Origin of the sequence: Lysobacter sp. Root690, assembly GCF_001427785.1 — a bacterium.
Lineage (GTDB): Bacteria > Pseudomonadota > Gammaproteobacteria > Xanthomonadales > Xanthomonadaceae > Lysobacter.
In genome coordinates, this window is sequence record NZ_LMHM01000012.1 from 610,303 (window position 1) to 635,859 (window position 25,557).

At 60.6% G+C, this 25,557-nt stretch carries 18 protein-coding genes; 13 read left to right on the forward strand and 5 right to left on the reverse strand.

Annotation, left to right across the window (positions count from 1 at the left end):
• Positions 1 to 33: 33 nt before the first annotated feature.
• A complete protein-coding gene (locus tag ASD86_RS10530) occupies positions 34 to 1,713 on the reverse strand; it encodes an AarF/UbiB family protein (protein ID WP_056110133.1) in 1,680 nt (559 codons plus the stop codon).
• A gap of 294 nt (positions 1,714 to 2,007) precedes the next feature.
• On the opposite strand from ASD86_RS10530, the gene ASD86_RS10535 reads away from it, so the two are divergent.
• From ASD86_RS10535 to ASD86_RS10540, 3 genes are read left to right on the forward strand one after another with little or no spacing between them, the layout of a single operon-like run.
• Positions 2,008 to 3,786 (forward strand): YbhB/YbcL family Raf kinase inhibitor-like protein, encoded by a 1,779-nt coding sequence (locus ASD86_RS10535; protein ID WP_056110135.1) that lies wholly within the window; start codon positions 2,008 to 2,010, stop codon positions 3,784 to 3,786.
• A gap of 30 nt (positions 3,787 to 3,816) precedes the next feature.
• Positions 3,817 to 4,242 (forward strand): GFA family protein, encoded by a 426-nt coding sequence (locus ASD86_RS25910; RefSeq protein WP_082578248.1) that lies wholly within the window; start codon positions 3,817 to 3,819, stop codon positions 4,240 to 4,242.
• A 34-nt stretch (positions 4,243 to 4,276) separates the two neighbouring features.
• Positions 4,277 to 4,999, forward strand: coding sequence for an SOS response-associated peptidase (locus ASD86_RS10540; protein WP_082578249.1), 723 nt, complete (start codon positions 4,277 to 4,279; stop codon positions 4,997 to 4,999).
• A gap of 89 nt (positions 5,000 to 5,088) precedes the next feature.
• Here ASD86_RS10540 and ASD86_RS10545 read toward each other — a convergent pair whose 3' ends face one another.
• Complete coding sequence (locus ASD86_RS10545) at positions 5,089 to 5,958, reverse strand: NmrA/HSCARG family protein (RefSeq protein ID WP_056110140.1); 870 nt, start codon at positions 5,956 to 5,958, stop codon at positions 5,089 to 5,091.
• Between the two features lie 99 nt (positions 5,959 to 6,057).
• Between ASD86_RS10545 and ASD86_RS10550 the strand changes: the two genes are divergently transcribed.
• From ASD86_RS10550 to ASD86_RS10580, 7 genes are all read left to right on the forward strand, one after another.
• Positions 6,058 to 6,951: a LysR family transcriptional regulator gene (locus tag ASD86_RS10550; RefSeq protein WP_056110141.1), complete on the forward strand. Its 894-nt coding sequence runs from the start codon at positions 6,058 to 6,060 to the stop codon at positions 6,949 to 6,951.
• A 425-nt stretch (positions 6,952 to 7,376) separates the two neighbouring features.
• A complete protein-coding gene (locus ASD86_RS10555) occupies positions 7,377 to 8,339 on the forward strand; it encodes a L,D-transpeptidase family protein (protein WP_056110143.1) in 963 nt (320 codons plus the stop codon).
• Positions 8,340 to 8,342: 3 nt separating this feature from the next.
• Positions 8,343 to 9,041 (forward strand): M23 family metallopeptidase, encoded by a 699-nt coding sequence (locus ASD86_RS10560; RefSeq protein ID WP_056110145.1) that lies wholly within the window; start codon positions 8,343 to 8,345, stop codon positions 9,039 to 9,041.
• Between the two features lie 289 nt (positions 9,042 to 9,330).
• The gene (locus tag ASD86_RS10565) at positions 9,331 to 9,948 is read left to right on the forward strand and encodes a TetR/AcrR family transcriptional regulator (RefSeq protein ID WP_056110148.1); all 618 of its coding nucleotides are present in this window, start codon (positions 9,331 to 9,333) and stop codon (positions 9,946 to 9,948) included.
• An 80-nt stretch (positions 9,949 to 10,028) separates the two neighbouring features.
• A complete protein-coding gene (locus ASD86_RS10570; protein WP_056110149.1) occupies positions 10,029 to 11,138 on the forward strand; it encodes an efflux RND transporter periplasmic adaptor subunit in 1,110 nt (369 codons plus the stop codon).
• Positions 11,135 to 14,203 carry an efflux RND transporter permease subunit gene (locus tag ASD86_RS10575; RefSeq protein WP_056110151.1) on the forward strand — a complete coding sequence of 1,023 codons (3,069 nt, stop codon included), beginning with the start codon at positions 11,135 to 11,137 and terminating at the stop codon, positions 14,201 to 14,203. Before ASD86_RS10570 ends, ASD86_RS10575 begins: the two co-directional genes overlap by 4 nt.
• A gap of 281 nt (positions 14,204 to 14,484) precedes the next feature.
• Positions 14,485 to 15,378, forward strand: coding sequence for an NAD(P)/FAD-dependent oxidoreductase (locus ASD86_RS10580; RefSeq protein WP_056110700.1), 894 nt, complete (start codon positions 14,485 to 14,487; stop codon positions 15,376 to 15,378).
• A gap of 410 nt (positions 15,379 to 15,788) precedes the next feature.
• Here ASD86_RS10580 and ASD86_RS10585 read toward each other — a convergent pair whose 3' ends face one another.
• A complete protein-coding gene (locus tag ASD86_RS10585) occupies positions 15,789 to 16,388 on the reverse strand; it encodes a putative glycoside hydrolase (RefSeq protein WP_056110153.1) in 600 nt (199 codons plus the stop codon).
• Between the two features lie 105 nt (positions 16,389 to 16,493).
• Positions 16,494 to 16,898: a hypothetical protein gene (locus ASD86_RS26625; protein ID WP_157476459.1), complete on the reverse strand. Its 405-nt coding sequence runs from the start codon at positions 16,896 to 16,898 to the stop codon at positions 16,494 to 16,496.
• A 442-nt stretch (positions 16,899 to 17,340) separates the two neighbouring features.
• Between ASD86_RS26625 and ASD86_RS10590 the strand changes: the two genes are divergently transcribed.
• The gene (locus tag ASD86_RS10590) at positions 17,341 to 17,820 is read left to right on the forward strand and encodes an SRPBCC family protein (protein WP_056110154.1); all 480 of its coding nucleotides are present in this window, start codon (positions 17,341 to 17,343) and stop codon (positions 17,818 to 17,820) included.
• Positions 17,821 to 18,786: 966 nt separating this feature from the next.
• On the opposite strand, the gene ASD86_RS10600 is transcribed toward ASD86_RS10590, so the two are convergent.
• On the reverse strand, positions 18,787 to 19,410 hold the full coding sequence (locus tag ASD86_RS10600; RefSeq protein WP_162253651.1) for a response regulator transcription factor: 624 nt from the start codon (positions 19,408 to 19,410) through the stop codon (positions 18,787 to 18,789).
• Positions 19,411 to 20,296: 886 nt separating this feature from the next.
• Here ASD86_RS10600 and ASD86_RS10610 point away from each other — a divergent pair.
• Both ASD86_RS10610 and ASD86_RS26630 read left to right on the forward strand, forming a co-directional pair.
• Positions 20,297 to 24,988 (forward strand): T6SS effector amidase Tae4 family protein, encoded by a 4,692-nt coding sequence (locus tag ASD86_RS10610; protein WP_157476460.1) that lies wholly within the window; start codon positions 20,297 to 20,299, stop codon positions 24,986 to 24,988.
• Entirely contained in the window at positions 24,967 to 25,485 is a 519-nt protein-coding gene (locus tag ASD86_RS26630) for a hypothetical protein (RefSeq protein WP_157476461.1), read from the forward strand. Before ASD86_RS10610 ends, ASD86_RS26630 begins: the two co-directional genes overlap by 22 nt.
• The last annotated feature ends 72 nt before the right edge of the window (positions 25,486 to 25,557 follow it).

Genomic DNA, 25,557 nt, shown 5'->3' on the forward strand with positions numbered 1-25,557 from the left:
GACGCAGCCAAGGGTATGATTCGAAGTGAACGGTTACGAGCGCGTACCACGTTCCTCGCGCGGGTCCGGCCTCTTGTCATTGCGCAACGTGCTGGCGACGATCATCAGTCCCAGCACCGCGGCGATCACGAATAGAACCAGTGCGAAGGCCGGGTAGCCGAACAGGAAGGGGCCAACCCCCGATCGCAGTAGCATGGTGCTGGAGATCAGCAGCGCGGCGACGATGATGCCGGCGGCGATGCGATTGGCGATCTTCTGCAGGTTTTCCATCAGCGCGGAGTCCTGCCAGCCGGTGATGCGCACCTGCATCCGGTTTTCCGCCAGCAATGACAATACCGTTCCGACCTTTCGGGGCGCGTCCTGCAGCAGCGATTGAAGTTCGATCGCTTCGCTGGCCAGATTCGCCGGCGAGAACGACTGGCGCAATCGATCGCGCAGCAAATGCTGCAGGTGCGCTTCGACTGTATCCTTCACGCTGAGGTCCGGGTCGAGCGCGACGCACACGGCTTCCAGGTTCAACAGGGTTTTCGCGAGCAGGTTGAACTCAGGCGGTGTACGTAGGCCGCACAGCGCACTCAGGCGACTTAGATGCAGCAGCAGGCGTCCTTCGGACCAGGCTGCGGCGTGACTGTGCGCGGCGTAACGAGCGACATGCTGGCCGACTTCACGGACAAACCGATCCTCGTCGAAATCCTCCAGGCGTACGCCCAACGCGATTAGTTCGTCGGCGACCGCTTCGCCGCGTCCGTCGACAGCCGAGAACACGAGCTTCAGCAGCCGGCCACGTAACTTGGGCGGTATGTGCGCGACCATGCCCAGGTCGAAGATCGCCAGTCGGTGATCATGCGTCAACAACAGGTTGCCGGGATGCGGGTCGGCATGCAACTCGCCATGCACGAACATCTGATCCAGATAGCCGCGCAGTAGGTCGGTGACTACGGGCGTCAGTGAATTCTCGGTGCGCCGCAGCCCAAGAGGGTCGGTCACTTTGCTGCCCTTGACTAGCTCCATGGTCAGAACCTTGGCGCCGGAAAGGTCGCGCAGCGGCTGCGGAACGATCAAGGTCGGATAGCGGGCCAAGTGATCGCCGAATCGCTCGAGATGATCGGCTTCGAGGCGATAGTCCAGTTCGTCCAGCAGCGTCTTGCGGAATTCCTGCACCCAATCGGCGAAATGCAGCCGCTTGCCGGCTTGGGTGGCGTTGTCGGCTTTTGACGCAAGCATCTGCAGGGTGTCCAGATCGCTGCGGATGTTCTGGGCCACGTCGGGCCGCTGCACCTTAACCGCCACCTCACGTCCGTCACGTAACACCGCGCGGTGGACCTGGGCCAGCGATGCGCAGCCCAAGGGCGTAGGATCGAATTCGGGAAACACACTGTGCAGGCGCACGCCGAGTTCGGCTTCGACCACCGCTTCTATCGTGGCCGGATCCACCGCGGTGACGTCGTCCTGCATGCGTTCCAGCGCGGCTAGATAGGCCGGTGGCACCATATCCGGGCGTGTGGACAAGGCTTGGCCGACCTTGATGAAGGTCGGTCCTAGCGCCTCCAAGTCGCGAACGAAATCCGCAGGCTTGCCTTCCTCGACGGTCGTTGGATCCATGTCAGTCGCGCTGTTCCAGTCCAGCCCTGTGAACACGCCCGAGTTGCGGTATTTCATCAGGAATCCGAGCAATTGCGCGGTACGGGTCAGCGGGTTTTTGGCTTCACTCATAGCGGCGGCTCCTCGAAGGATGTGATGCGACGCGACACGGGGCCAACCCGGTATTTTCAGAAATTTAGTGGCGGCGACTTTTTGCCTGCGTGAATTCTTCGCTCATGGCCGCAATCCGATCTATTCGTAGCCGCGCCAAGCCGCTCAGCCACTGAATCGTTAAGGCAGGATGCGTGCAGACGGAAGACGGAAAGCGTAGTCGATCACACCTTCCAAGGCCGCTACGGCATTCTTCGCGCGGTCTGAACGCAGGGGCGATAAGCCTGAGGGCCGGCCCAGTCCAGGTGTAAGCGTATGAAAACAGTCGTTACCGGCGTGAGCCTGTGCCTGATCGCGTGCGTTGCCGGTGCGCAACAGGGTGACGGAACCCAGGCCAGTGTCCAAGCCGAGGTGTTCAAGCCGGCAAAAGTTGATGCCACGCCCGAACGCATCTCGCAACTGCGCGTCCCGGCCGGATTCACCGTTCTTCCCTTCGCTACCGGATTGAAGAATCCGCGGATGCTGGCTGTCTCCGCCGATGGCACGGTCTACGTAACGCGCAGGGAGCAGGGCGACGTATTGATGCTTCGTGACGCCGATGGCGATGGCCAGGCCGACGGCGCTCCTGTCACGGTCGCCAATCGTGCTGGCGCGCACGGCATTGCCATTCACGGTAATCAGTTGTATCTGGCCACGGTGAAGGAAATCTCTCGCGCCGATTTGATGCCGGACGGGCGCCTGGGACCGTTGGAGATGATCACCGGCGATCTGCCTGATGGCGGTCAGCATCCCAATCGCACGCTGGCGGTTGGCCCGGATGGCCAGCTTTACGTCAGTGTCGGTTCTTCATGCAATGCGTGCAACGAAACCAATCCGGAGCATGCCACGATGCTGAGGGTGTCGCCGGACGGGAAGAGCCGTACCATTTTCGCAAGCGGACTGCGCAATACCATCGGCTTCGATTGGGACCCAGCAACCGGCGAACTATGGGGCATGGACCACGGCATCGACTTCCTTGGCAACGACGTGCAGCCCGAGGAGCTCAACCAGATCAGGAAGGGGCATCGATACGGTTGGCCGCATGTCTACGGCGACGGCGGGATCAATCCGCAAAGCACGCCGCCGGGCGAGATCAGTAAAGCGCAGTGGAGAGCGATGAGCGACCCGATGGTGCTGGGCTACACCGCGCACGCTGCGCCGATGCAGATGCTTTTCTACACCGGCAAGGCATTCCCGTCCGAGTATCGCGGTGACGCCTTCGTCGCATTTCGTGGCTCCTGGAATCGGCGACCGGCGTCGGGCTACGAGATCGTCCGAATCGTCTTCGACAAGGGCCGGCCGAAGTCGTTCGAGCCGTTCGTCTCCGGATTCCTGACCGATGCCGGCAAAACCCACATAGCGCGGCCGGTCGGTCTGGCGCAGGCGGGCGACGGCGCGCTGTTGCTGTCGGACGATGCCAACGGAGTCATTTACCGCGTGGCCTACAACGGCAAGGTGCCGAAAACCAGCACGGTCATGAAAGTACCGGCGCGCAGCATGCAGCAGCAAAGTCAGGCCGGTATAGGCGTACCGCTGGCCCTGGCCCGAGATGAGGCCAAGACGCGCGGTACGTTGGAAGTGGCTTCTTCAGCGATCGGACTCGATGGCGCGATCGACATGCGTTACAGCGAGTACAAGGACGGTGTGTCCATGCCCTTGCGTTGGTCGGTTGCTCCGGGTGCAAAGTCCTACATGGTAATTATGGAAGATCCCGACGCCAAACCCATCACGCCCTTCGTCCATTGGGTCATGTGGAACATTCCTGCCGATGTAACTCAACTCGCTGAAGGGTTGCCAGAACAACCCAGACTGACCGAACCAACCGGAGTGCTGCAAGGGGCGACAAGTCGAGGTTCGGTCGGTTACTACGGGCCGCGTCCCCCGGCGGGCGATCCGCCGCATCACTATCACATCCAGGTGTTCGCACTGGATGAGGTGCTCGATATCGCGCCCGGTAGCAATCGCGATCAGGTATTGAAGGCGGCCAAAGGCCATGTCATCGCCAAGGGTTCGGTGGTAGGCACCTATCAACAGACCGTGGCGCCGTTGAAATAGCGGCAGCACGATGAAGTTCGGGACGAAAACATGAACAAAGTAAAGGTGACGCTCAGGGAGGTAGGCGGCGCGCCGATACACACAACACACCGAGCGACCTGCCATTGCGGGACGGTGGAGCTGGAGTTGACTTTGCCTGACGGATTGGTCGATCCGCATCGCTGCGACTGCTCGATCTGCCGACGCAAGGGCGCAGTGGTGGCAACGGTGGCGGTGGAGAACTTGCATATCGTGAAAGGCGCCGAGCGGCTGACGCTCTATCAATTCAATACGCATGTCGCTAAGCATTACTTCTGCTCGATCTGCGGCATCTACACCCACCACCAGCGCCGGTCCGACCCGGATCAATACGGGGTCAACGTTGGCTGTCTGGAAGGAGTGAATCCTCTCGCTATAGCGAAGGTTCCAACGACTGACGGAGTGCATCATCCGTTAGATCGATCTGGCACCAAATGAGGGACCTATCTATGCGGCTGGCCTAGGTCGTACGATGCGTAGATTCGCACAAGCGCTGTCGGCGGAGGAGGCGTGGCTGTCACGCCATTTTCCCACACTATCTTTGGCCCTCGTCGACGCGCCGGATCGTTACAACGTCGTGGGCCGCGGCTTGGCCTCGGTGATTCTTGACATTGGGGAGGGCCTACAAGTCCGCGACTGCGTGTGGGGCATCGTGCCGCCGTGGTCGAAGGAGGCTACGACGCGCTACTCCACCGTTACCGCGCGCATGGATCGCGCGGCGCGCAGCAGAATGTACCGGCGAGCCTGGGAGAAGCAGCGCTGCATCGTACCGATCACCGGATACTACAAATGGGATCGCACCGTATCGCCGCCGCGACCATACTTCATTCAATCCGTAGCGGGCACTCCGCTGCTTCTGGCCGGATTATGGGAATGTTGGGATAGAGATGGGCCGCCGCTCTATAGCTTCAGCATTTTGACTCATCTCAATCCCGCCATTCCTCCCCCGTTGGTAGCGGACGGGCCGGTCTTCGTGCCCCCAGCTCAATGGCGGCGCTGGATCGAAGGCGCACGCTGGCTTCCAAAGCGCTTCTTGTCGGGGCTGAAAGCTCCGCAGTTGGAAGCCTATCGAGTGAGCACGGCGATCAGGGATCCGAACCGCGATGACTACACCTTGCTCGAACCCGTGTCCGATGCGGACGAGGCGGCGTCTTATTCGAAAGGCGGGGACGTTAACGAGGAATTCGATGACTGAATATGCATCCATCTCAGCCTCGACGGCGTTGGCGAGCTTGCCAATTGCGTAGCTTCCCTCGTGTAGGGATGCGTGGTTGGTCGACGCGCTCAAGCGGAAGCCACGATTTCGGCGGCGAAGTCGCGATAGGAACGCAGTGGACGACCTAGCAGCGCGGTGAGCCGCGCGACGTTGCCCGCGTCCGGCGTCATGCCGTCGGTCAGGAACCGCTCGCTCATCAAGCGCATGTCGAACGCCATCCAGTTCGGCATGAACTGGCGCAAGTTCTGCTCGAAGCCTGCGGTGTCGTCGCCGCCGTAGGCGATTGGGCGACCCAGCACGTCCGACCAGATGGCCGCCACGTCCGCGCCCGTTAGCGTGTCGGGGCCGACGAGATTGAAGCGGGCGAGGGGAAGCGGCTCGCTTGACCGCTCGCGGCGCAGAAGTTCGATGGCGGCGATCTCGCCAATGTCGCGCGCGTCGATCATGGCCAGCCCCTTGTGGCCGATGGGCATCGGATAGATGCCATGGCCGAGCACAACGTCCTTGATGGTGCGGTCGTTGTCCATGAAGTAGGCCGGTCGCAGGATGGTGGCGTTGAAGCCCATGTCCTCGATCATGCGTTCGACGCCGAATTTGCCCGCGAAGTGCGGCACGTTGAGGTAGCGATCGCTGTGGATGACCGAGAGATAGACAATTCGCTCGATCCCCGCCTCGCGGGCGACGTTTAGCGCGATCAAGGCCTGGGTGAACTCCTCGGGCACCACCGCGTTCAACAGGAACAAGGTGGAGACGCCCGAGAAGGCGGCGCGCAGCGAGTCGACATCCAGCAAGTCGCCCTGCACGGTGGCGACCCCGGCCGGCAGAGCCGCGGTGGCCGGATCGCGAACCAGGGCGCGCACATCGGCGCCGCGCTGGGTGAGCTGCTGGACGACGTGGCGGCCGATGTTGCCAGTGGCGCCGGTGATGAGGATGGTCATGGGACTGCTCCGGGTTGGGTTAGGTGGCCCTATGGTTGGTGATTCACCCATGGCCCGATAGCCCGTATATTTGGACTTCCTGTCTCGCTGGTGGAACACATGGACCTGCTGGCTCTGGCCGACTTCAACCTGGTGGCGCGGCACGGCGGCTTCGGCCGGGCGTCCCGCGCCGCCGATCGACCCAAGGCGACCTTGTCCCGTCGCGTGGCCGAGTTGGAGAGCAGCCTCAACCTGCGTCTGTTTGAGCGCGGTGGGCGTCTGCTCAAACTCACCCAGGAGGGCCGAGCGCTGTACGAGCGCACGGAGGCGTTGTTGACAGAGCTGGCCGAGACGGCGACGTCGATCAGCTCGGGCGGCGACACGCCGCGCGGCCATCTTCGGATCAGTGCGCCCTTGCTGTTTTCTCAGACCGCGATGGGTGAGCTGGCCGCCAAGTTCGCGCTGATGTATCCGGAGGTAAGTCTTGAAGTGTCGACCGACGATCGCATGGTCGACATGGTGGAGGAGGGCTACGACCTGGTGATCCGGGTCAATCCGGATCACCATGAAAGCCTCATCGGCCGCATCTTCCTGCACGATCGGTTGGTCGCGGTTGCAAGCCCCGGTCTCCCCATGCCGCGAGGCGATTCCATCGCGCCGGCCGTGATGCGCAGCAAGCGGCCGCCGAACACCGCGTGGGATCTGATCACGCCAACCGGCCTCGCGCGCATCAATGCCAACCCCGTACTGAGCCTGTCATCGCTGATCATGATCCGCAGCGCCGTGCGCACCGGCATTGGCGCCGCGCAATTGCCGTTGTCGCTGGTGATGGGTGACCTGCAAGCCGGCACGCTGGTGCAGTGGGGCGAGGTCCAGGCTCCGGGCATCGAGCTGTGGGCGTTGTACCCATCGAGGCGCCTGCTCAGCGCTCGCGTGTCCGCCTTTCTTGAGTTCCTGAAAGCGTCTTTCCCTACGGGAGCGCCCGAAGAATTGGCGGCGTATATCAAGGGGTGAATCGCCCGGGGTGACGCCTTGGATTCATACGGTGCATACAGCGGGCGCACGATGAAACATCAGCCACGCTCCGACCTCGCCAAGAACGGTCGAGGCTATACAAGCACGAAGTGCATACGCCGCAAGCCCCGAGCATCTCGGGCCGATAGCGTCGGAGTACTGATTCAAACGCGTGCTCGCTCCGCGGCGTGAGGCCTGCCGAGTGAGTGCAGCGATCCGGGATCCGAGCCGCGATGACTGCACCTTGCTCGAACCAGTCTGTGATGCGGAAGAAACGGCGGCGATTTATTCGCAAGACGGAAACGTCGACGAGCAATTCGATGGCTGAACGAATGCGCACGCGTTCGAGGAGCGTGGACCAACCTTCACCTGATCCACATGCGCGATGACGATGCTTAGGCCCGTCTTTCAACATTCGAGCCATCATGCCCGCCATCCGCACCAAGCTCGCTATGTTCGCCGCCATCGCCTGCGCCTGGACCGTGCCGGCCCACGCCGAGAGTGTCGCGCTCGCGGATGCCGCGAATCAGCCGGCCAGCACCACCGGCGTCGCCGGCCGTCTGCGCGCGCAGATCCTGCTGGCCCGCGCGAACTTTTCTCCCGGCGAGATCGACGGGCTCGCCGGTTCCAATCAGCGCCGCGCCCTCAGCGGCTACCAGGCCGCGCACGATCTGCCGACGAGCGGCGAACTCGATGCCGATACCTGGGCTGCGCTCAACAAGGACGCACCCGCCGTGGTGACGGCCTATACGTTGACCGAACAGGATGTCGGCCAGGCCTTCGCCAAGCTGCCCAAGGACATGATGGAGCAGGGCAAGCTTGGGCGGTTGGGCTTCGAGTCCATCGAAGAAGCCCTCGGCGAGCGGTTTCATGCCAGTCCCGCGCTGCTGCGCAAGCTTAATCCGGGCACGGATTTTTCCAAGGCCGGCACCCAGATCCAGGTTCCCAATGTCGTAGACCTCGGCCCGCTGCCGAAGGCGGCGAAAGTCGTGGTCGACAAATCCGATTCGACCTTGACCCTGCTCGACGCCGACGGCAAGACCATCGCGTTGTTCCCGGTATCGTCCGGCAGCGCGCACGATCCGTTGCCGATCGGCGAATGGAAGATCGGCGCCACCGCGGTCGACCCCACCTTTCACTACAACCCGGCGCTGTTCTGGGATTCCGATCCTAAACACGCCAAGGCGAAACTGGCGGCCGGTCCCAACAACCCCGTTGGCACTCGCTGGATCGATTTGTCCAAACCCCACTACGGGCTGCACGGCACGCCGACGCCATCGAGCGTCGGCAAACAGCAGTCGCATGGCTGCGTGCGCTTGACCAACTGGGACGTGGAACGCCTGGCGGCGGCGGTAGGTCCGTCCGTGCCGGTGGTGATGCAGGAGTAGTCGATGAAATTTCTCGGCGTGCTGTTGCTCGGAATGCTGCTGGGCGCATTGGTCTATCGCGAATTCGGCGAGCGGCGAGCGCCGGCGCTCGCAACCGGTCAGGAGTGCGCGAGCGCCTGCGCGTCGGCCGAATCGTCGACGTCGCACGACCTGTCCTCATCGCGACCCGTGTCTGCAGCCGCGGCGCCGCCGCTTGATTCGGAATCGGCGGCCGCCACCGCTCCGATCGGCGACACCACGCCGGTCGCATCGCAGGCCGCCGCCGTTGCGCCGGAACAACTGCTTGTCCCAGTCGAAGGAAAGACCGCCAACGACTTGACCGATACGTTTACAGACGCACGCAGCCAGGGTCGCTCGCACGACGCGATCGACATCATGGCGCGTGCGGGCACCCCGGTTCTCGCGGTGGCTGACGGACACGTCGAGAAGCTGTTCGACAGCAAGCTAGGCGGGTTGACGATCTATCAGTTCGAACCCAGCGGAAAATTCGCGTACTACTACGCTCACCTGCAGCGCTATGCCGACGGACTGGCGGAAAAACAGGCGGTCCGCCGCGGCCAGGTGATTGGTTACGTCGGAAGCACGGGCAACGCCAGCGCAGATGCGCCGCACTTGCACTTCGCGATCTTTGTGCTGGGACCCGAGCGTCGTTGGTGGGAAGGTGCCGCGGTCAATCCGTACCCGGTACTTAAGGGCAAATAGGCCGCAGCGGGCAAACGGCTTCGGTTTGGACGTTGGCTGGAGGGGCTGAGCGTCTGGTGCTTGACCAAGCCGAAATCGGAGCCAAGGCCCTCAGTAGACGACCTGTGAGCGCCGCATGCGCCGCAGCGCCAATGCCAAGCCGGGGCACCCGGGAGCTGGCAACAGTGAATGCAGCGAGCAGGTGCTTTCACGGCATGGTCTTTTTCCGGAGTAGGGCAGGGGTTGATGTGACTATAATACGAAATGGTCACTCGTTGTTCATTTCCCACGCCAGAGGTAAGCTTCAAGCATGACCAAGGCAACCACTCGCTCCGCCCCGGCCCGCGGCCCGGCCGACCACGAAGTGCGCGATCAGATAAGAGTCGCAGCCACTGAGCACTTCAGCCGGTATGGGTACGAAAAGACGACCGTCTCCGACCTGGCCAAAGCCATCGGCTTCTCCAAGGCCTACATCTATAAGTTCTTCGATTCCAAGCAAGCCATAGGCGAGATGATCTGCACGAACTGCTTGTGCGAGATCGAAAGCGAGGTCAGGGCGGCCGTGGACGAAGCTGAACGGCCCCCGGAAAAGCTGCGACGGATGTTCAAAACTATCGTAGAAGCAAGCCTTCGCCTGTTTTCCCGGGATCGCAAGCTTTACGAAATCGCCATTTCCGCGGCCACCGAACGCTGGCAGGTAGCGCTCGACTTTGAGGAGCGCACTCGCAAATTACTCCAGGACATCCTTCAAGAGGGCCGGCAGACGGGCGATTTCGAACGCAAGACACCGATCGACGAGACCGCAATGGCGATCTACCTGGTCATGCGCCCTTATATCAATCCCGTCCTGCTGCAGCACAGCTTCGACTACACCGACGATGCGCCCGCACAGCTGTCCAGCCTGGTCCTGCGCAGCCTGTCCCCCTGACGCGTGGATGTAGTGACTATTGACTAATTTAGTCACTGGAATTAGATTTGGAGTCCTAGCCATTTGCTGTTGGGACTCTCATGCGTCGCCTCGCTGCCGCCACCCTCATTTGCGCGCTGCCGTTTGCACTGGCCGCATGCGGTGAAAAACCACAGTCCGACCCGCGCAACGAAGCGCCCTTGGTGCGTACCGCGGTCGTCCAGCCAGCATCCTCGGCGTCACGTTCCTTCACCGGGACCGTAGCTGCGCGGGTACAAAGCGATTTGGGCTTTCGGGTCTCCGGCAAGGTGCTGGAACGGCTTGTGGATACAGGGCAGAACGTTGAACGCGGTCAGCCGCTGATGCGCATCGACCCGGTCGACTTGAAGCTCGCCGCGCATGCGCAGCAAGAAGCCGTTGTCGCCGCGCGAGCATTGGCGCAGCAGGCGATGGGGGACGAAGCTCGCTACCGCTCCTTGGTCGGAACCGGTGCAATCTCCGTTTCCGCGTACGATCAGAGCAAAGCCGCCGCGGACTCCGCGAAGGCGCAGCTGCGCGCGGCCGCGGCCCAGGCGGAAGTCGCCCGTAACGCGAACAGCTATTCGACGCTCATCGCCGACGCCGATGGCGTTGTCATCGAGGCGCTGGCCGAGCCTGGCCAGGTTGTCGCGGCCGGGCAGGTCGTGGTTCGGGTTGCCCGCGCCGGCAGCCGCGAGGCGGTAATTCAGTTGCCGGAAACGCTGCGTCCAGCGGTTGGCTCAGCCGGGCGGGCCAGTCTGTTCGGTAAAGAGGGTGGTGGCGTTCCCGCCTTGCTCCGGCAGCTGTCGGATGCCGCGGATCCACTCACCCGCACTTTCGAAGCGCGCTACGTCCTTGAAGGTTCCTTGGCCAACGCCCCGCTGGGCACCACGGTCACCGTCGAGATTCCGGACGGCTCTCTCGCCACGCAGGCCGGCGTGCAGATACCCGTGGGCGCGCTGTTCGATGCCGGCAAGGGCTCGGGTGTGTGGGTGATCGATGGCCAGTCGTCGAAAGTGATTTGGCGTCCGGTCGTGGTCCAACACTTGGACGACGACGGTGCACGTGTCAGCGGCCGGCTGAAGCAAGGCGACACGATCGTCTCGCTTGGCGCGCACTTGCTGCGCGAAGGCAAGCAGGTGCGAGTGGCCGGTCAATCGGCCGCCGCGGCGACCGGGAGAGCCCGCCCGTGAGCGAAGGCCGTTTCAACCTGTCGGCACTTGCCGTTCGCGAACGCTCGATCACCTTGTTCTTGATTTTTCTGGTGTCGTTGGCAGGACTCGTCTCATTTTTCAACCTGGGACGCGCCGAAGACCCGGCATTCACGGTCAAGGTGATGACCGTCGTTACCGCCTGGCCCGGGGCGACAGCGCAGGAGATGCAGGACCAAGTCGCCGAGAAGATCGAGAAGCGCCTGCAGGAGCTGCGTTGGTACGACCGTTCTGAAACCTACACGCGACCGGGCTTGGCATTCACGATGCTGACACTGCTCGACTCCACGCCCCCTTCGCAGGTGCAGGAGCAGTTCTACCAAGCCCGCAAGAAAGTAGCCGATGAGGCAGGCAACCTGCCGTCCGGCGTGATCGGGCCAATGGTCAACGATGAATATGCGGACGTCACCTTTGCTTTGTATGCGCTCAAGGCGCAGGGCGAGCCGCAACGCCTACTGGTGCGCGACGCTGAGACGTTACGCCAACGGCTGCTGCACGTGCCAGGCGTCAAGAAAGTCAACATCGTCGGCGAACAGTCAGAACGCATCTACGTCGAATTCTCCCATGAGCGTCTGGCCACGCTAGGAGTCAATCCGCAGGAAGTGTTCGCTGCGCTCAATACGCAAAATGCGCTGACGCCGGCCGGTTCCGTGGAGACCAAAGGACCGGAGGTATTCATCCGTCTGGACGGCGCATTCGACGAACTGCAGAAGATCAGCGATACGCCGGTGGTGGCGCGAGGCCGCGCGTTGAAGCTATCCGACATCGCCACGGTCAAGCGTGGCTATGAAGATCCAAAGACGTTCATGATCCGCAACGGTGGCGAACCCGCGCTGCTATTAGGCGTGGTCATGCGCGAGGGTTGGAACGGGCTCGACCTGGGCAAGGCGCTGGACACTGAAGTCAGCGCTATCGGATCCGAGCTGCCGCTCGGCATGAGCCTGTCCAAAGTCACGGACCAAGCCGTCAATATCGATTCGTCGGTCGACGAGTTCATGCTCAAGTTCTTCGCCGCACTACTGGTGGTGATGCTGGTTTGCTTCGTGAGCATGGGATGGCGCGTTGGCCTGGTGGTCGCCGCCGCGGTGCCGCTGACGCTTGCGGCGGTCTTCCTGGTAATGCTTGCGAGCGGCAAGAACTTCGATCGCATCACCCTGGGTTCGCTGATTCTGGCGCTGGGCCTGCTGGTGGACGACGCCATCATCGCCATCGAAATGATGGTGGTGAAAATGGAAGAGGGATACAGCCGCGTCGCCGCCTCCGCCTATGCCTGGAGCCATACAGCCGCGCCCATGCTTTCGGGAACGCTGGTCACCGCTGTCGGCTTCATGCCCAACGGCTTCGCCCGATCATCCGCGGGTGAGTACACCAGCAACATGTTCTGGATCGTGGGCATCGCGCTCATCGCCTCGTGGGTGGTTGCCGTGGTTTTCACGCCTTATCTGGGCGTCAAGCTGCTGCCGGACTTCAAGAAGGTGGAGGGCGGCCATGGCGCGATCTACGACACGCCGCGTTACAACCGCTTCCGTCAGATCCTGGCGCGCGTGATCGCGCGCAAGTGGCTGGTCGCCGGTTCTGTCGTGGCTCTGTTTGTTTTGTCTGTCCTCGGGATGGGCGTGGTCAAGAAGCAGTTTTTCCCGATCTCGGACCGGCCCGAAGTGTTGGTCGAGGTGCAGATGCCTTATGGCACGTCGATCAACCAGACCAGTGCGGCCTCAGCGAAGGTGGAGGCATGGCTGAGTAAACAAAAGGAAGCCAGGATCGTCACCGCTTACGTGGGTCAAGGCGCGCCTCGCTTCTTCTTCTCGGTGGGGCCTGAGTTGCCAGACCCGTCGTTTGCCAAGATCGTGGTGCGAACGGACAACCAGAACGAGCGCGACACGCTGAAACATCGGTTGCGTCAGGCGATCGCCAACGGCCTTGCCCCGGAGGCGCGCCTGCGCGTGACTCAACTGATCTTTGGTCCGTATTCACCTTATCCGGTGGCCTACCGGGTGGCCGGCCCCGAACCCGAAACGCTGCGCAATATCGCAGCCGACGTGCAGCAGGTCATGGAGACCAGTCCGATGATGCGCACGGTCAATACAGACTGGGGCGTACGTACGCCCGCGTTGCATTTCACCTTGCAGCAGGACCGGCTGCAGGCCGTAGGGCTGACCTCCAACGCCGTGGCGCTGCAGCTGCAGTTCTTGTTGAACGGTGTTCCTGTCACCGCGGTGCGCGAGGACATTCGAACAGTGCAAGTCGTCGCGCGTTCGGCGGGCGACACCCGCCTCGACCCGGCCAAGATCACCGACTTTACGTTGGCTGGCGCCAACGGGCAGCGCATCCCGCTTTCGCAGGTGGGCAAGGTCGACGTACGCATGGAAGAGCCGATCATGCGCCGCCGTGATCGAATGCCGACAATCACGGTGCGCGGCGATATTGCCGATGGCCTGCAGCCGCCGGACGTGTCATCGGCCATCACTGAGCAACTTCAGCCCCTCATGGAGAAGCTGCCGAGGGGCTATAGCATCGAGCAGGCTGGCTCCATCGAAGAGTCCGGCAAGGCAACGAAAGCCATGTTGCCGCTGTTCCCGATCATGCTGGCGATCACCTTGTTGATCCTAATCCTGCAAGTGCGCTCGATCTCCGCCATGGTCATGGTGTTCCTGACCAGCCCGTTGGGACTGATCGGGGTCGTGCCGACACTGCTCCTGTTCCAGCAGCCGTTCGGCATCAACGCGCTGGTCGGGTTGATTGCGCTGTCGGGAATCCTGATGCGCAACACGCTGATTCTGATCGGGCAAATCCATCACAACGAACAGGAAGGACTTGCTCCGTTCCACGCTGTCGTGGAGGCCACGGTACAGCGAGCCCGGCCGGTAATCCTGACCGCCCTGGCGGCGATCCTGGCCTTCATCCCGCTGACCCATTCCGTGTTCTGGGGAACCCTCGCTTACACGCTGATCGGCGGAACATTCGCGGGAACAGTGCTGACCCTGGTGTTCCTGCCGGCGATGTATTCCATCTGGTTCAAAATCAGGCCGTCTTCTTTGCAGGCCTGATCCACCGCGACTGGTTAGCCACGGGAAGAATCCGTCATGTCGAATTCCAAAGTTGTCCTTGTCACCGGCATTTCAAAGAAGTTCTGGCTGGCCCGATAACCGTACTAGAGAGACATTTGTTTCCCGGCATATGTTCGCGACCTCTGGACGCATCGAGGAACCTGCGCACATAAGCCGCCATGAAATTCCGTACGCACCCGCCCGCAATAGCCCTGTTTTTCCGAGCAATATTGCGCGTCGGGCCCAGTCCCCTCACCGTAGACAGCACGGAATACATCACCATGAATGACGTCATCATCATCGGCGGAAGCTTTGCCGGTCTCGCCGCCGCGCTGCAGCTCGGCCGTGCCCGCCGCAAGGTCGTTGTTCTCGATACCGGCCTGCCGCGCAATCGCTTCGCCGGCCACTCGCATGGCTTGCTCGGCCACGATCACAAGCCACCGCTGGACATCCTGACCGAGGCGCGGCAGCAGCTGACGCGTTATCCCACGATCAGGCTCGTCAGTGCGCGGGCGGACAGCGTCTCCGGTGCCATCGACGATTTCTCCGTCCTCACAGCCGATGGCGAGAGCCTTGGGGCGCGCCGCCTGATCCTGAGCTACGGCGTTGTCGATCAGCTACCTGATGTTCCGGGCTTCGTCGAAGGCTGGGGCACGTCCATCGTGCCTTGTCCCTATTGCGATGGCTTTGAAGTCGCCGGCCAGCATTGGGGCGTTGTCTGGTCCGGCCCGCAGTCGCACCAGTCTGTCAGGCTGTTTCGCGATTGGACCGACACGTTGACGGTCTTTGCCGATGGCCACGACATTTCGCCCGACATCCAGGCCGATCTGGCGCGCCGCAACGTACCTGTCATTGATGGGCGAATCATTGAGATCGCCCGTCAGGGCGGGCATGCCGCTACCGTCAAGCTCGATACCGGCCCCAATGTCGCGGTCGATATCCTGTTCGCCCTTCCGCGCAACAAGCCGTCCGCAAGCTTGCATGAATCATTGGGCCTCGCCACGGTCGATACGCCCGTCGGCATCGCCCTCAAAGTCGACGAGCGCCGCGAAACCAGCGTGTCGGGCATCTACGCCGCCGGCGACCTCGCTAACCCCGGCATGCCCTCGGTCACCACGGCAACATGGCAAGGCGCGATGGCAGGCATTTTCGCCCAGCAGTCAATGCTGGTTTGAGAGTAGATATTCCTTCCTCCGGATGCGGCGGGCCCCAACGCGATCGTGGAACGGATCACGGCATGGGGCGAGTCGCGGATCACTCGTCCAGGCCGAAGTAAGGACCGTAGACAAGTTCGCGTTATAGGGGCGACGAGTTTGTGGTGTGCCTGCGTTGTGAACGTCCTCAATTGGCCGATAGCAGCCTATGCGTTTTCGACGCTTTGGGCATTCAACTTTTTATTGTTACTGAGACGATGCAGCCGAGCCGCGAAGCGGCTTCGGCTTGGTGTTTCGAAGGCATGGTGTTTCAGGGGGGGGCGCCTTTGAAAGTGCACTCTGCCCCCTGTTTCTGCCCCAGGAAAAACTGCGCTAATTGGCTTACGGCGGCGGAGCTAATCCAGGTGGGCGGCCGCATCAACCGGGATTGCTCATAGGGACAGTCGCTCATTCCCGCTCACGCGAAGCGCCAGCGACAGTTGCATGTCGCCGTTGGCCTCCCGCGTCAGGTCCTTCCCCGCGTCGGCGATCAACGATAAGCGTGCGCGCGCCGACCCTGACCAAGTCACACGCCGCGCATCCTCCTGGCGCCGGTGATCGACCGCAACGATGCGGATACTGTCTTCTATAGCCGCAGGTAGCGTCTTGATGCTGACAGCGCGCCGGTCGGCGGTTTCCAGCGTTAACGACAGTCGCGGCGCCAATAGGCCAAGCCCGTAGTAATGAGCCGGTTGTGCTTGCGCTAGCGATACGCCGGAAGTTTCCGAGAGCGGTGCGAGATCGCCCCTGCTGGTGTAGGTCAGGCCGTTGCCAAAAGGAAACTGCGGGCGGTAGTCCTGCTGGAGGACGTTGATGGCGTGCTGATCGGCGCGCCGCGGCCAGGAGAAGCTGGGTTTGCCCTTGAAGTCGTAATGGATGCCGTCGTCAGGATCACGCAAAAAAACATCGGCGATGCCGGCGCCCTCGCTGCCCGGCAGCCAGGCCGCGACGAAGGCATGGGACGCATTGATCTCGCGGATCGCCCACAGCATCCATTGTGGGGCCGCCATTCCTGCGGAGCGGCGGCCCCACTTGCACTTCCGAGAGCAAGGGATTGTTCAACGTAGCAACTATGGCTTGGTATGTACTGCGAGTTCTTAATCTGGCACCACTACTTGAGTGCTACAGGCCTGATTGCCACTGCTAAATGTGTCAATGGTGATGAGCACATTCTGTCCGCCGGCATGGGAGCATTGTGTCTGGGCTCGCGACCCATTGGCGATCGAACTTGTGACAGTTGGTGAGCATTGACTGTAGAGCCCCGCCGCGATGTGCGCTTTTAAGTCCGCACACTTAATCGGCATTTTTTGTGGCTGTGCAAATGCAGAAGCCGCAACGCCACTCATTAGGCACAACGTGATTGCGGATGCTTTCATAGTGGCTCCTTTAGCTAAAAGCCCGAAGACGATCTCCGTGCGAGGGACGGTCAAATTCACTGCCGCTGAATTAGTTTGCAGGATTAGCTCCTCAAATTGATCGAAGTGCAAATCGTAATTCGTCATTATGACCTGCTCGCGATCACAGTTCTGCGACGTCGGGTCGCCATCGGTGCCACGCGACGGTCCAGCTCCCCAACAGCAGCGATGCGGCAAAAATCTTCGTGCTGACAACGGGGCTAATGCCGCGACCTGGGTTGATACGTGCTGCGTTGAGCATGGCTTGCTGATCCCTTGGGCTCGCGCGAAGTGCGCGAGGTGCCAGTTGGGATGCGATACGAAGCCGATTTAGGCGGCGAACGGCGTGGCGGTCAGGTCGAATGAACATCGCCAGTGCAGGTCCGCTTCCGGCCAGAAGAGGACATCAGCGAACATCTGAACCAGCTGAGCCGCGAAGCGGCTTCGGCAAGATCAGCTACCGAAAGGGGATTTCTCCGCGAGAGGAGCCCCACTACCATCTAGCAGCACTCCAATTGGTCTTTCAACTCTATGGCAACGAGGAGACAAGGTGAGCCCCAAGCCCAGCGGCCACCTTCATGGCAACGATTTGATGATCACGCGCTCGTTTCAAGCAACCTTCGATGACGTTTGGGAAAGCGTAACGAAACCCGAGAAGACCGCGCTCTGGTTCGGAGGTTGGGAAGGCGAAGCTGGCGTTGGCAATGTCATACGGCTGCAACTGATCCATGAAAAAGGCCGGCCGTGGTCCAACGTAAAGATCGAAGCTTGTGAAGCTCCGCATCGCTTGGTTGTCACGATGAAAGATGATTACGGTGATTGGCGGATCGAGCTGACGTTGATGCAGGTTGGAAGCACAACGGAGTTGCGCTTCGTGCAGCCCCTAAGTGATCGGGAATTGGTTGGAGATGTAGGCCCGGGCTGGGAATACTACCTGGACAAGCTAGTTGCTGCTCGCGAAGGCAAGCCGTCCCCATCATTCGACGACTACTATCCGGCGCAGAAAGCACACTACCTGGAAGGGACGTAGGCACCAGCTGCCCCAGCAGCGCGCGCGCCGATTCAGGGGCTAGACGTACCAACGCGACGCTCGGTCCCTTTCGGAGCCGAGCAGCGAAGCGGCTTCAGCTTGGATGAACCGTCAGGCGGTTGGCCCGAGCAATCTGCTCGCCGCAACGAATACGAAGTCATTGCTCACTTACCGAAGTCCGCCCGTACTTGCCACCAAAAACTCAAGCCTAATCCGCCGATGCCCAGCGGCGCTGAGATGACCCACGCCACAGTCTCATTCGGGATGCAGGTGAAAACGAGCCAGCATAGCGCTGCTGTAACTGCAGTACCGACATAGAACCGCCATGACAGGAGCACCTCTCCGATCTCAACGATATCCATGAGCGCCATAGTTTTCTCTCTCCTGCCGCCTGATACCTGAATTAAGCCGTGCCGCGAAGCGGCTTCGGCTTGAACGAATTTTTAAGCCGCCTACCTGCCATGCACCCGCCTGGAAAGCATTTGAAGCGTCGATAGATCAGGTGTGTTCTCCAGTGACGCGCACCGGGAGCACGTGCTGAGGGCAAAGGGCTGTGCCCCGCCCGAATAGACAAGCACATTGGAGCCTTGGCGGGGTACAAAGCCATCACTGACAAGGCTGATCGTATCTTCTGCGGTGGTCGAAACGACATCTCCAGGGTTCAGGCTGCCCTTCCAGACCTGCAGGATACGTAGCCTTGCAAAGTGAAAGTCATCTCGTCCGAAGCTCGAGGCTATGTAGGTCTCTTCAACGTGAGCAGAGAAGACGTCTCGCGCTGCGGAGTAGGCTTGCTTTACCGACTGCTGCCCGCCGCATGACATGGCCGCCGCCGGCACGGAAACAAGCAGAGCTGCAATGAATGCGAGAAGTTTCAATATAGTCGTCTGACATCTGAATTATGCCGAGCTGCGGCGCGAGTTCGGCTTCCTATGATGCTACCCGCGCCACTAGCGGCGGCTCGCCGAGTTATCGACCCCGCTTATCGAACCCGCAGTCCATCGCAAGCCTGACCAAGGCCACCTCTCCACGCACGTCAAGCTTCTCCAACACTCTCGCCCGGAAGGTACGAATCGTCGACTCGGTGATACCCAGTGCTTTGGCGATCACCGGGGTCTTCACGCCTTGAACCATCATCCGCGCGACCTCCAGCTCACGCGGACTGAGCCGGTCGAATGGTGAAGGCTCGAAGAGGATATTTGCGCCCAGCGCCTCATCCAGAAACCTGCGCCCGGCGGCGACCTCCCGGACAGCGCGCAACAGAGTTGCCCCGTCCCGAGCCTTTGACACGTATCCCAGTGCGCCGGCCGCCAGCAGCTTGCGGGGAATCGGGCCGCCCTCCAAAACCGAGACGACCAGAATCCTCAGCTTGGGATTTTCCTGAAGCAATCGATGAGCCACATCCAGTCCATCGCCATCAGGCAGATGAAAATCGCAAAGAACCAAGTCCGGCTTTGCCACCGGAATCATGATCACGGCATCCGCCGCACTCCCAGCTTCACCGATTACTTGGATATCGCCCTGGGCCTCCAACAGCCAGCGCAACCCGATTCGTAGCAGCGGATGATCATCAACAACAAATACTCTGATCATTATCCCTCTTGGCCAGTGCGTCCGTTGGACGTGACTAAGCCAAAAGAGCTTCTGCGTTAGCAACCAGATCATTTTGAAAGTGCTTTATGTCCACGTGCTTGTGGACCGCCGTCTAACTCACGTGGACAGTTGTCTATGCCGACGTAGACAAATGTCTATGACGAATCAGAATTTCCCTACATTTATTTCGGAAGACGCGCGCTAGCTTGATTTGAAAGCGGCCAACCGGCCGACAATATTTCGGCCGGGACTTTCAATGAGCACGAATTCTCAAGATAGCGTTGTCATCTTCGAAGTCGTACATCGTGGACCGGGTAACTGGCGGGTGTCAGTCAACGGCGCAGACGACGCCGCTCCGTTTCCCTCCAACGAGACCGCGACCACGGCGGCTCGGGTCAGAGCGCGGCGCCTGCACCTCGATACCGGGGTCCCGGCCGAAGTGCATGCTCCGAACCGAAGCGGGAACGTCGAATGCCTGATTCGATATTTGCGTCCCGACCAGCTGATGGACCTGTGCCAATCGCAGGGGAAGTGGCATGCTGCCTTCGATAGCCCGCTCTTTGAGACCGCGCGCGGTTTGAGCTGAGCCGAATCTCATCCAGCAAGACGGACATCGCCGACGCTGATGGCGCCGCGACCAAGGACAGGTCATGCAATCAATCCCACCTTTTCAACGCCACGCCCCAGTCCAGGGCGCGGTGTCGCTTCGCCATGGACAACGCACCGCCACTGGGTCGCCTGAACACGGCCCTTTATCTGCTGCGACACAAGGAGTTGAATCGTGAAAGACAGCGCAACGCCAAACAGGCGAGCCGAAGCGGGAGCATTCCCCCCGAGGCTGTCAAATGCAGGAAGAAGCAGAAGCTCGTGGCGGACTGTGCTCGCCATGATTGCGTTCCTACAGGTCGGCTCAGTCGCCGCCCAAGAGAGTGGGCATAAGTGGACGCATTACGAGCTGGCAACCACCCACGACACGCAGCAGCAAGCGCTGGCTTCCGCCCGGGCGCAATCCGGCGGCTATCAGTACATGACCGCGATCAAGAAGCGCGCGATCACGGAAACCAAGGTCGAGTTGACCTACGGCATTCCGACCGAGATCTCCCAGGTCAACGCGTGGGATTACACCGCCTCCGTCGGGGCCAGCGGAGACGAACCGGTATTCGTGGCCGCACTCAAGGCTTATTACGACCAGAAGAGCAGCGATCGTGGCTGCACCCCGAACACCACCGTCGTGCGGAATATCGCGTGGGGTGTGCTGAACCAATGGTCCGATGGTATCAGCTCACGCGAGCAGACCGCCTACAACGTCAAATGGAACCGGAAGTCAGGTGGCATCTGTTCGCTTTATGACGATGCCGAGTCCGTCGTGCGGCTGCGCACGCGCTGCTCAAATCAATACGTGACCTGGAACTCCTCGAACAACACTTGCTCGGATGACTTCTATGTCGCCCGCCTGACCGCGCCACCGCTGTACTGCGACAGCTGCACCCTGGTCGGCGACCCGGTCGATTTCTCCACCGGTGACCAATACGAGACCGAGAACGATATCGACCTGAGCTGGATTCGCTTCGATCGCTATTACCACTCGGTCACTTCGAATGCGGCGGCCGGCTTCGGCTACGGTTGGACCCATTCGCACGATATCCGGCTAACGATTCAGGGCATCACCGATCCAACCCTCGGTCTGGTCCAAGCCAATGGCTCGCACCTGCCGTTCCGTAACCAAGGCACTTACTACGAAGCCGTCGACGGCAGTGGCGACCGGATCACCGCGTCCGGGACCAACTGGGTGCTGCAACAGTCCCATGGAAATCTGACCTTCAATGCTGCGGGTCAGTTACTCGAGCAGCGCGCGGACGATGGCACCTCACTGACCTACGGCTACGACGTCGTCGGCCGCCTAATCACGATCACCCATTCGACCGGGCGTTCGTTGGTCATCGCCTATTCCGGCGTTTCGGCCAACGCTTCCATCGCTTCGATTTCGTCAGCCGGCGATCCGCTGGTCACTTACGGCTATACAGCTAACGGCCAAGTTCAAACAGCCGATTTTGTCAGCAGCACACGCACTTATCACTATGAAGACTCGAACTTCCCGCAGAACTTGACCGGCGTTACTGCCGGGGATGGCCAGCGCTATAGCACCTTTGCCTACGATACACAGGGTCGGTCGATCAGCGCGCAACTCGCGGGCGGTGTCAATGGCGTGACCGTAGCCTATTCGGCGCAAGGCGGCGCGGCGGTCACCGACGCACTGGGCGATGTAACCAACTACAGCCTGGATACGGCCGGGGCCGCCACCAAGCCGCGCAAGGCCGGTAAGTTGATCGACAGCAAAGGTCCTATCGATCGGACTTACTACGCTGACGAATTCGACTTCCGTCGCCGGATCGATACCGTCACGGACCGTAATGGAACCAAAACGAAGCATACCTATACAGAAGCCAACGATCCCGTCACAGGCCACCCGGCCTGGACGCATGCTGTCACCGAGGCCTATGAAACAGCTTTGGCGCGCACTCGCGAGGAACGCCGTGACAGTGCGAGCAATCGCGTCGTGCTGACCAAAGTCGGCAATCGTGAGACCCGCATTACACGCAACGCCCGCCTGCAACCGGCCAGCGTGACGGTACGCGACACGACCACCAACCAGACGCGCACCACGGCCTACACCTATTGCGAAGCAGCGGATGTTGCGGCCAGCAATAGCACCTGCCCGATCCTGGGCATGCTCAAATCGGTCGACGGCCCGCGCACGGACGTCAACGACATTAGTACGTTTGTCTATTACGGCAGCGACGACAGCACCTGTGCCAGCACACCGGCGCTATGCACGTATCGCAAGGGCGACTTGCGGAAGGTGACTGATGCCCTCGGCCGGTCCGTCGAAACGCTCGGCTACGACCCGATGGGCAGACCGCTGTCGGTTCTCGATCCCAATGGCTTAGTCACCGACTATGTCTACGACGCGCGGGGCAGGCTGACGGCCGTCAAGGAGCGCGGCGCCGACGATAGCACTCAGAGCGACGATCGGATCACGCTCCTCAGTTATTGGATGACCGGCCAGATTCAGACAGTGACGCTGCCCGGAGAAACCTCGCTGGTCTATTACTACGATGCGGCGCAGCGCCTGACTGGCGTTTCCGATAGTTACAACAACGAGATCATCTATACCCTCGACAAAGCGGGTAGTCGAAAGAAAGAGGACACTGAAGACGGCAGCAGCACCCTGAGGCGCACCCTGTCGCGGGTCTACAACGCGCTTGGGCAGTTGACCGCGGTGAAGGATGCTTCACAGAACGCAACCAGCTTCACTTACGACATCGACGGCAATCCGGACCTGACCACCGATGCGTTAGGTCGGGTGGTGAACCAAGACCACGATCCGTTGAACCGCCTCACCAGCACCTTGCAGATGATCAACGGGGAAGAGGTCAAGACTACGCTTGAGTACAACGCACTCGATCAAGTCACCAAGGTAACCGACCCCAACGGCCTGAACACTCTTTACGCCTATAACGGGTTCGGCGACCAGACCCAGCTGACCAGTCCCGACACCGGCATTGCGAACTACACCTACAACAGCGCAGGCCTGTTGGCGACCAAGCAGGACGCCAATGACGCTGCGGCGCATCGTTACACTTACGATGCATTGAACCGTCCTACGGCGGTGTTCTACACCGCCGCGGGCCCTGCGGATGTGGAATACGACTACGACACCGTTAACAGCGCCTGCGCAGCCGAGGAAACGTTTGCCCTGGGCCGTGTCACGGCCATGCGAACGGAAGGCACAGAGCTTAAGTACTGTTACGACCGCTTCGGCCAGGTCGTTCGCAAAGTGCAAACGATCGGCAGCCAGAGCTTTACCCTTCGCTATGGCTACACCCAAGCGGGCCGTCTGAAATCGGTCACGTATCCGGACGGCGCTGTCGCGGACTACTGGTATACCGGCCAAGGTCGCATTGCGGACATCAAAGTCACCCCGGCCGCCGGTCCGACCACGGTGTTGCTGAAGTCGGCGGTATACGAGCCCTTTGGCCCCGTACTGGGCTGGCAATATGGCAACGGTCGACTTATGCAGCGCGGCTACGACCTCGATTATCGGCCGAAATCCATCCTCGACACAGACAGTGGCGGCCTGTCGCTGGGCTACGGCTACAACACGGTTGGCGACCTGACCGAACTTAAGGACGGCCTGCTCAGCACCTTCCAGGCGAAGTACGACTACGACGCGCTAGGCCGCCTTACTGTGACCCGGGACGGGACCAGCAACGACGCGTTGGAAACCTACGAATACGACAAAACCGGCAACCGCAAGAAACTGACACACGGCACGGTGGAGGAGGATTATGTCTATCCCACCACCAGTCATCGCCTGACCAGTATCAATACCGTTGGTGGCAGCAATATCACCCGCAGCTACGACGCCGTCGGCAACACCATCGCCATCGGCGGTACCGCCAAGGAGTACGTTTACAACCCCAACGACCGCATGAAGCAGGTCAAGCAAGGCGGCGTGGTGACGAAGGGCTATCGCTACAACGCCAAGGGCGAGCGGGTCGCGGCGATCAATGGCGACACCGGCCCAGTGACCACCTACACGCTCTACGACGAAGCCGGCCAGTGGATCGGCGACTACGATGGCACGGGTGCCACGATCCAGCAGGCGATCTGGATGGACAACCTGCCGGTCGGTCTGTTGGACGGTGCGGGCACTGCGCAGTCATTGAAGTACATTGAGCCGGACCACCTGGGCACGCCGCGTGCGGTCGTTGATCCTAATCGCGGCACCACCGGCGTCGCGATTTGGACGTGGGATGCGAAGGGCGAGGCGTTCGGAAACAGTCCGCCGAACCAAGACCCAGACTTGGACGGCACCGCGCTTGTGTTCAATATGCGGTTCCCGGGGCAGCGGTATGATGCGGCCAGCGGCTTGGTGTACAACTACTTCCGGGATTACGATGCGGGCAGTGGGCGGTATGTGCAGTCAGATCTTATCGGGTTAGCGGGTGGCATTTCGACTTACGGCTATGTTGGAGGCATTCCAACTGTGTCTGTTGATCCTTCTGGGCTTCTGGGAACACGGCTCCCTCGTATCGGCCCGCCCACATTGTGGAAACCCGAGAGTGAGTACAGTGAGCGCATGGCTCGGCAGTTTCCATCGTTTGATACTCTGTGGCAGAACTATCCAAAGCCCAGCAACGGGAAGCCTAGCCATCCGAGCGCAGAACCTTACGCGCTGAATCAATGCGCTATTAGATTGGGTAAATCGCTTCTGGATTCGGGCGTGGACATGACGACTTATCCTGAAATTAACGTCACGAGAGAGGGCTACCCGAGGTCGGCACATAATCTGGCGTCTTGGTTGCATCAGGAGTTCGGGCGCCCGCAAATACTTACCGGAAGTCAGTTCGAAGAGCGAGAATTTTGGTATAAGGCGCAAGGAATAATTTTTGTTCCGCGGAGTGACGGCCAAGCATCTCATATTGATCTATTCAAGGGTGGATATATGGGAACTTCTTATCCGCAGTCGGCATATACGAGGGGGGACTCAGTATGGTACTGGCCAATAAAGTGAAGATCTGCGGGATTGGAGCGCTTATGGTGTGCTTTGCGATGCCCGCAATTGGAGCGCACGCTGCCTGCGATCAGCAAAAGCTAATTACACAGCTGAAGTCTGAAGACGGCTCTTGGGTTCCGGTGTCGCGCAAGGGCGCTATGAGCCAGCTGAAGGGTGGGGCTTCTTTCTATCCTCTGATGGGGGTGAAAATTTATGAGGGAAGGGTCTACGCGTCGACTTACAATCTTGACTACTCTCTCGTGACCACAAAGCCGGTAAAGACTGGCGTGCTTGTTGAAGGTGCTCGATTTCTCTTTGCTCCGCCTCATGTGAAGGGAGACGGCATTACGGATGCAATTCGTTTCTATTCGGCGCCGAAAGTGAATTATGTTCTTACTTATGGCTCAAGTTGCGGTGTCGAGAGCAATGCATTGCATCTGAAGATCTACTACCGCGGTTATCAAGCAGATCGCAAGGAAGATGAAGTCGTGGTGTTTAAGAAGAGGGACGGTTAGCTGAGAAATTCTGGCGCTATGGCGATGACCCCGCGACCCACCGGAGAACATGAGGGTATTGATCGGGGGCGC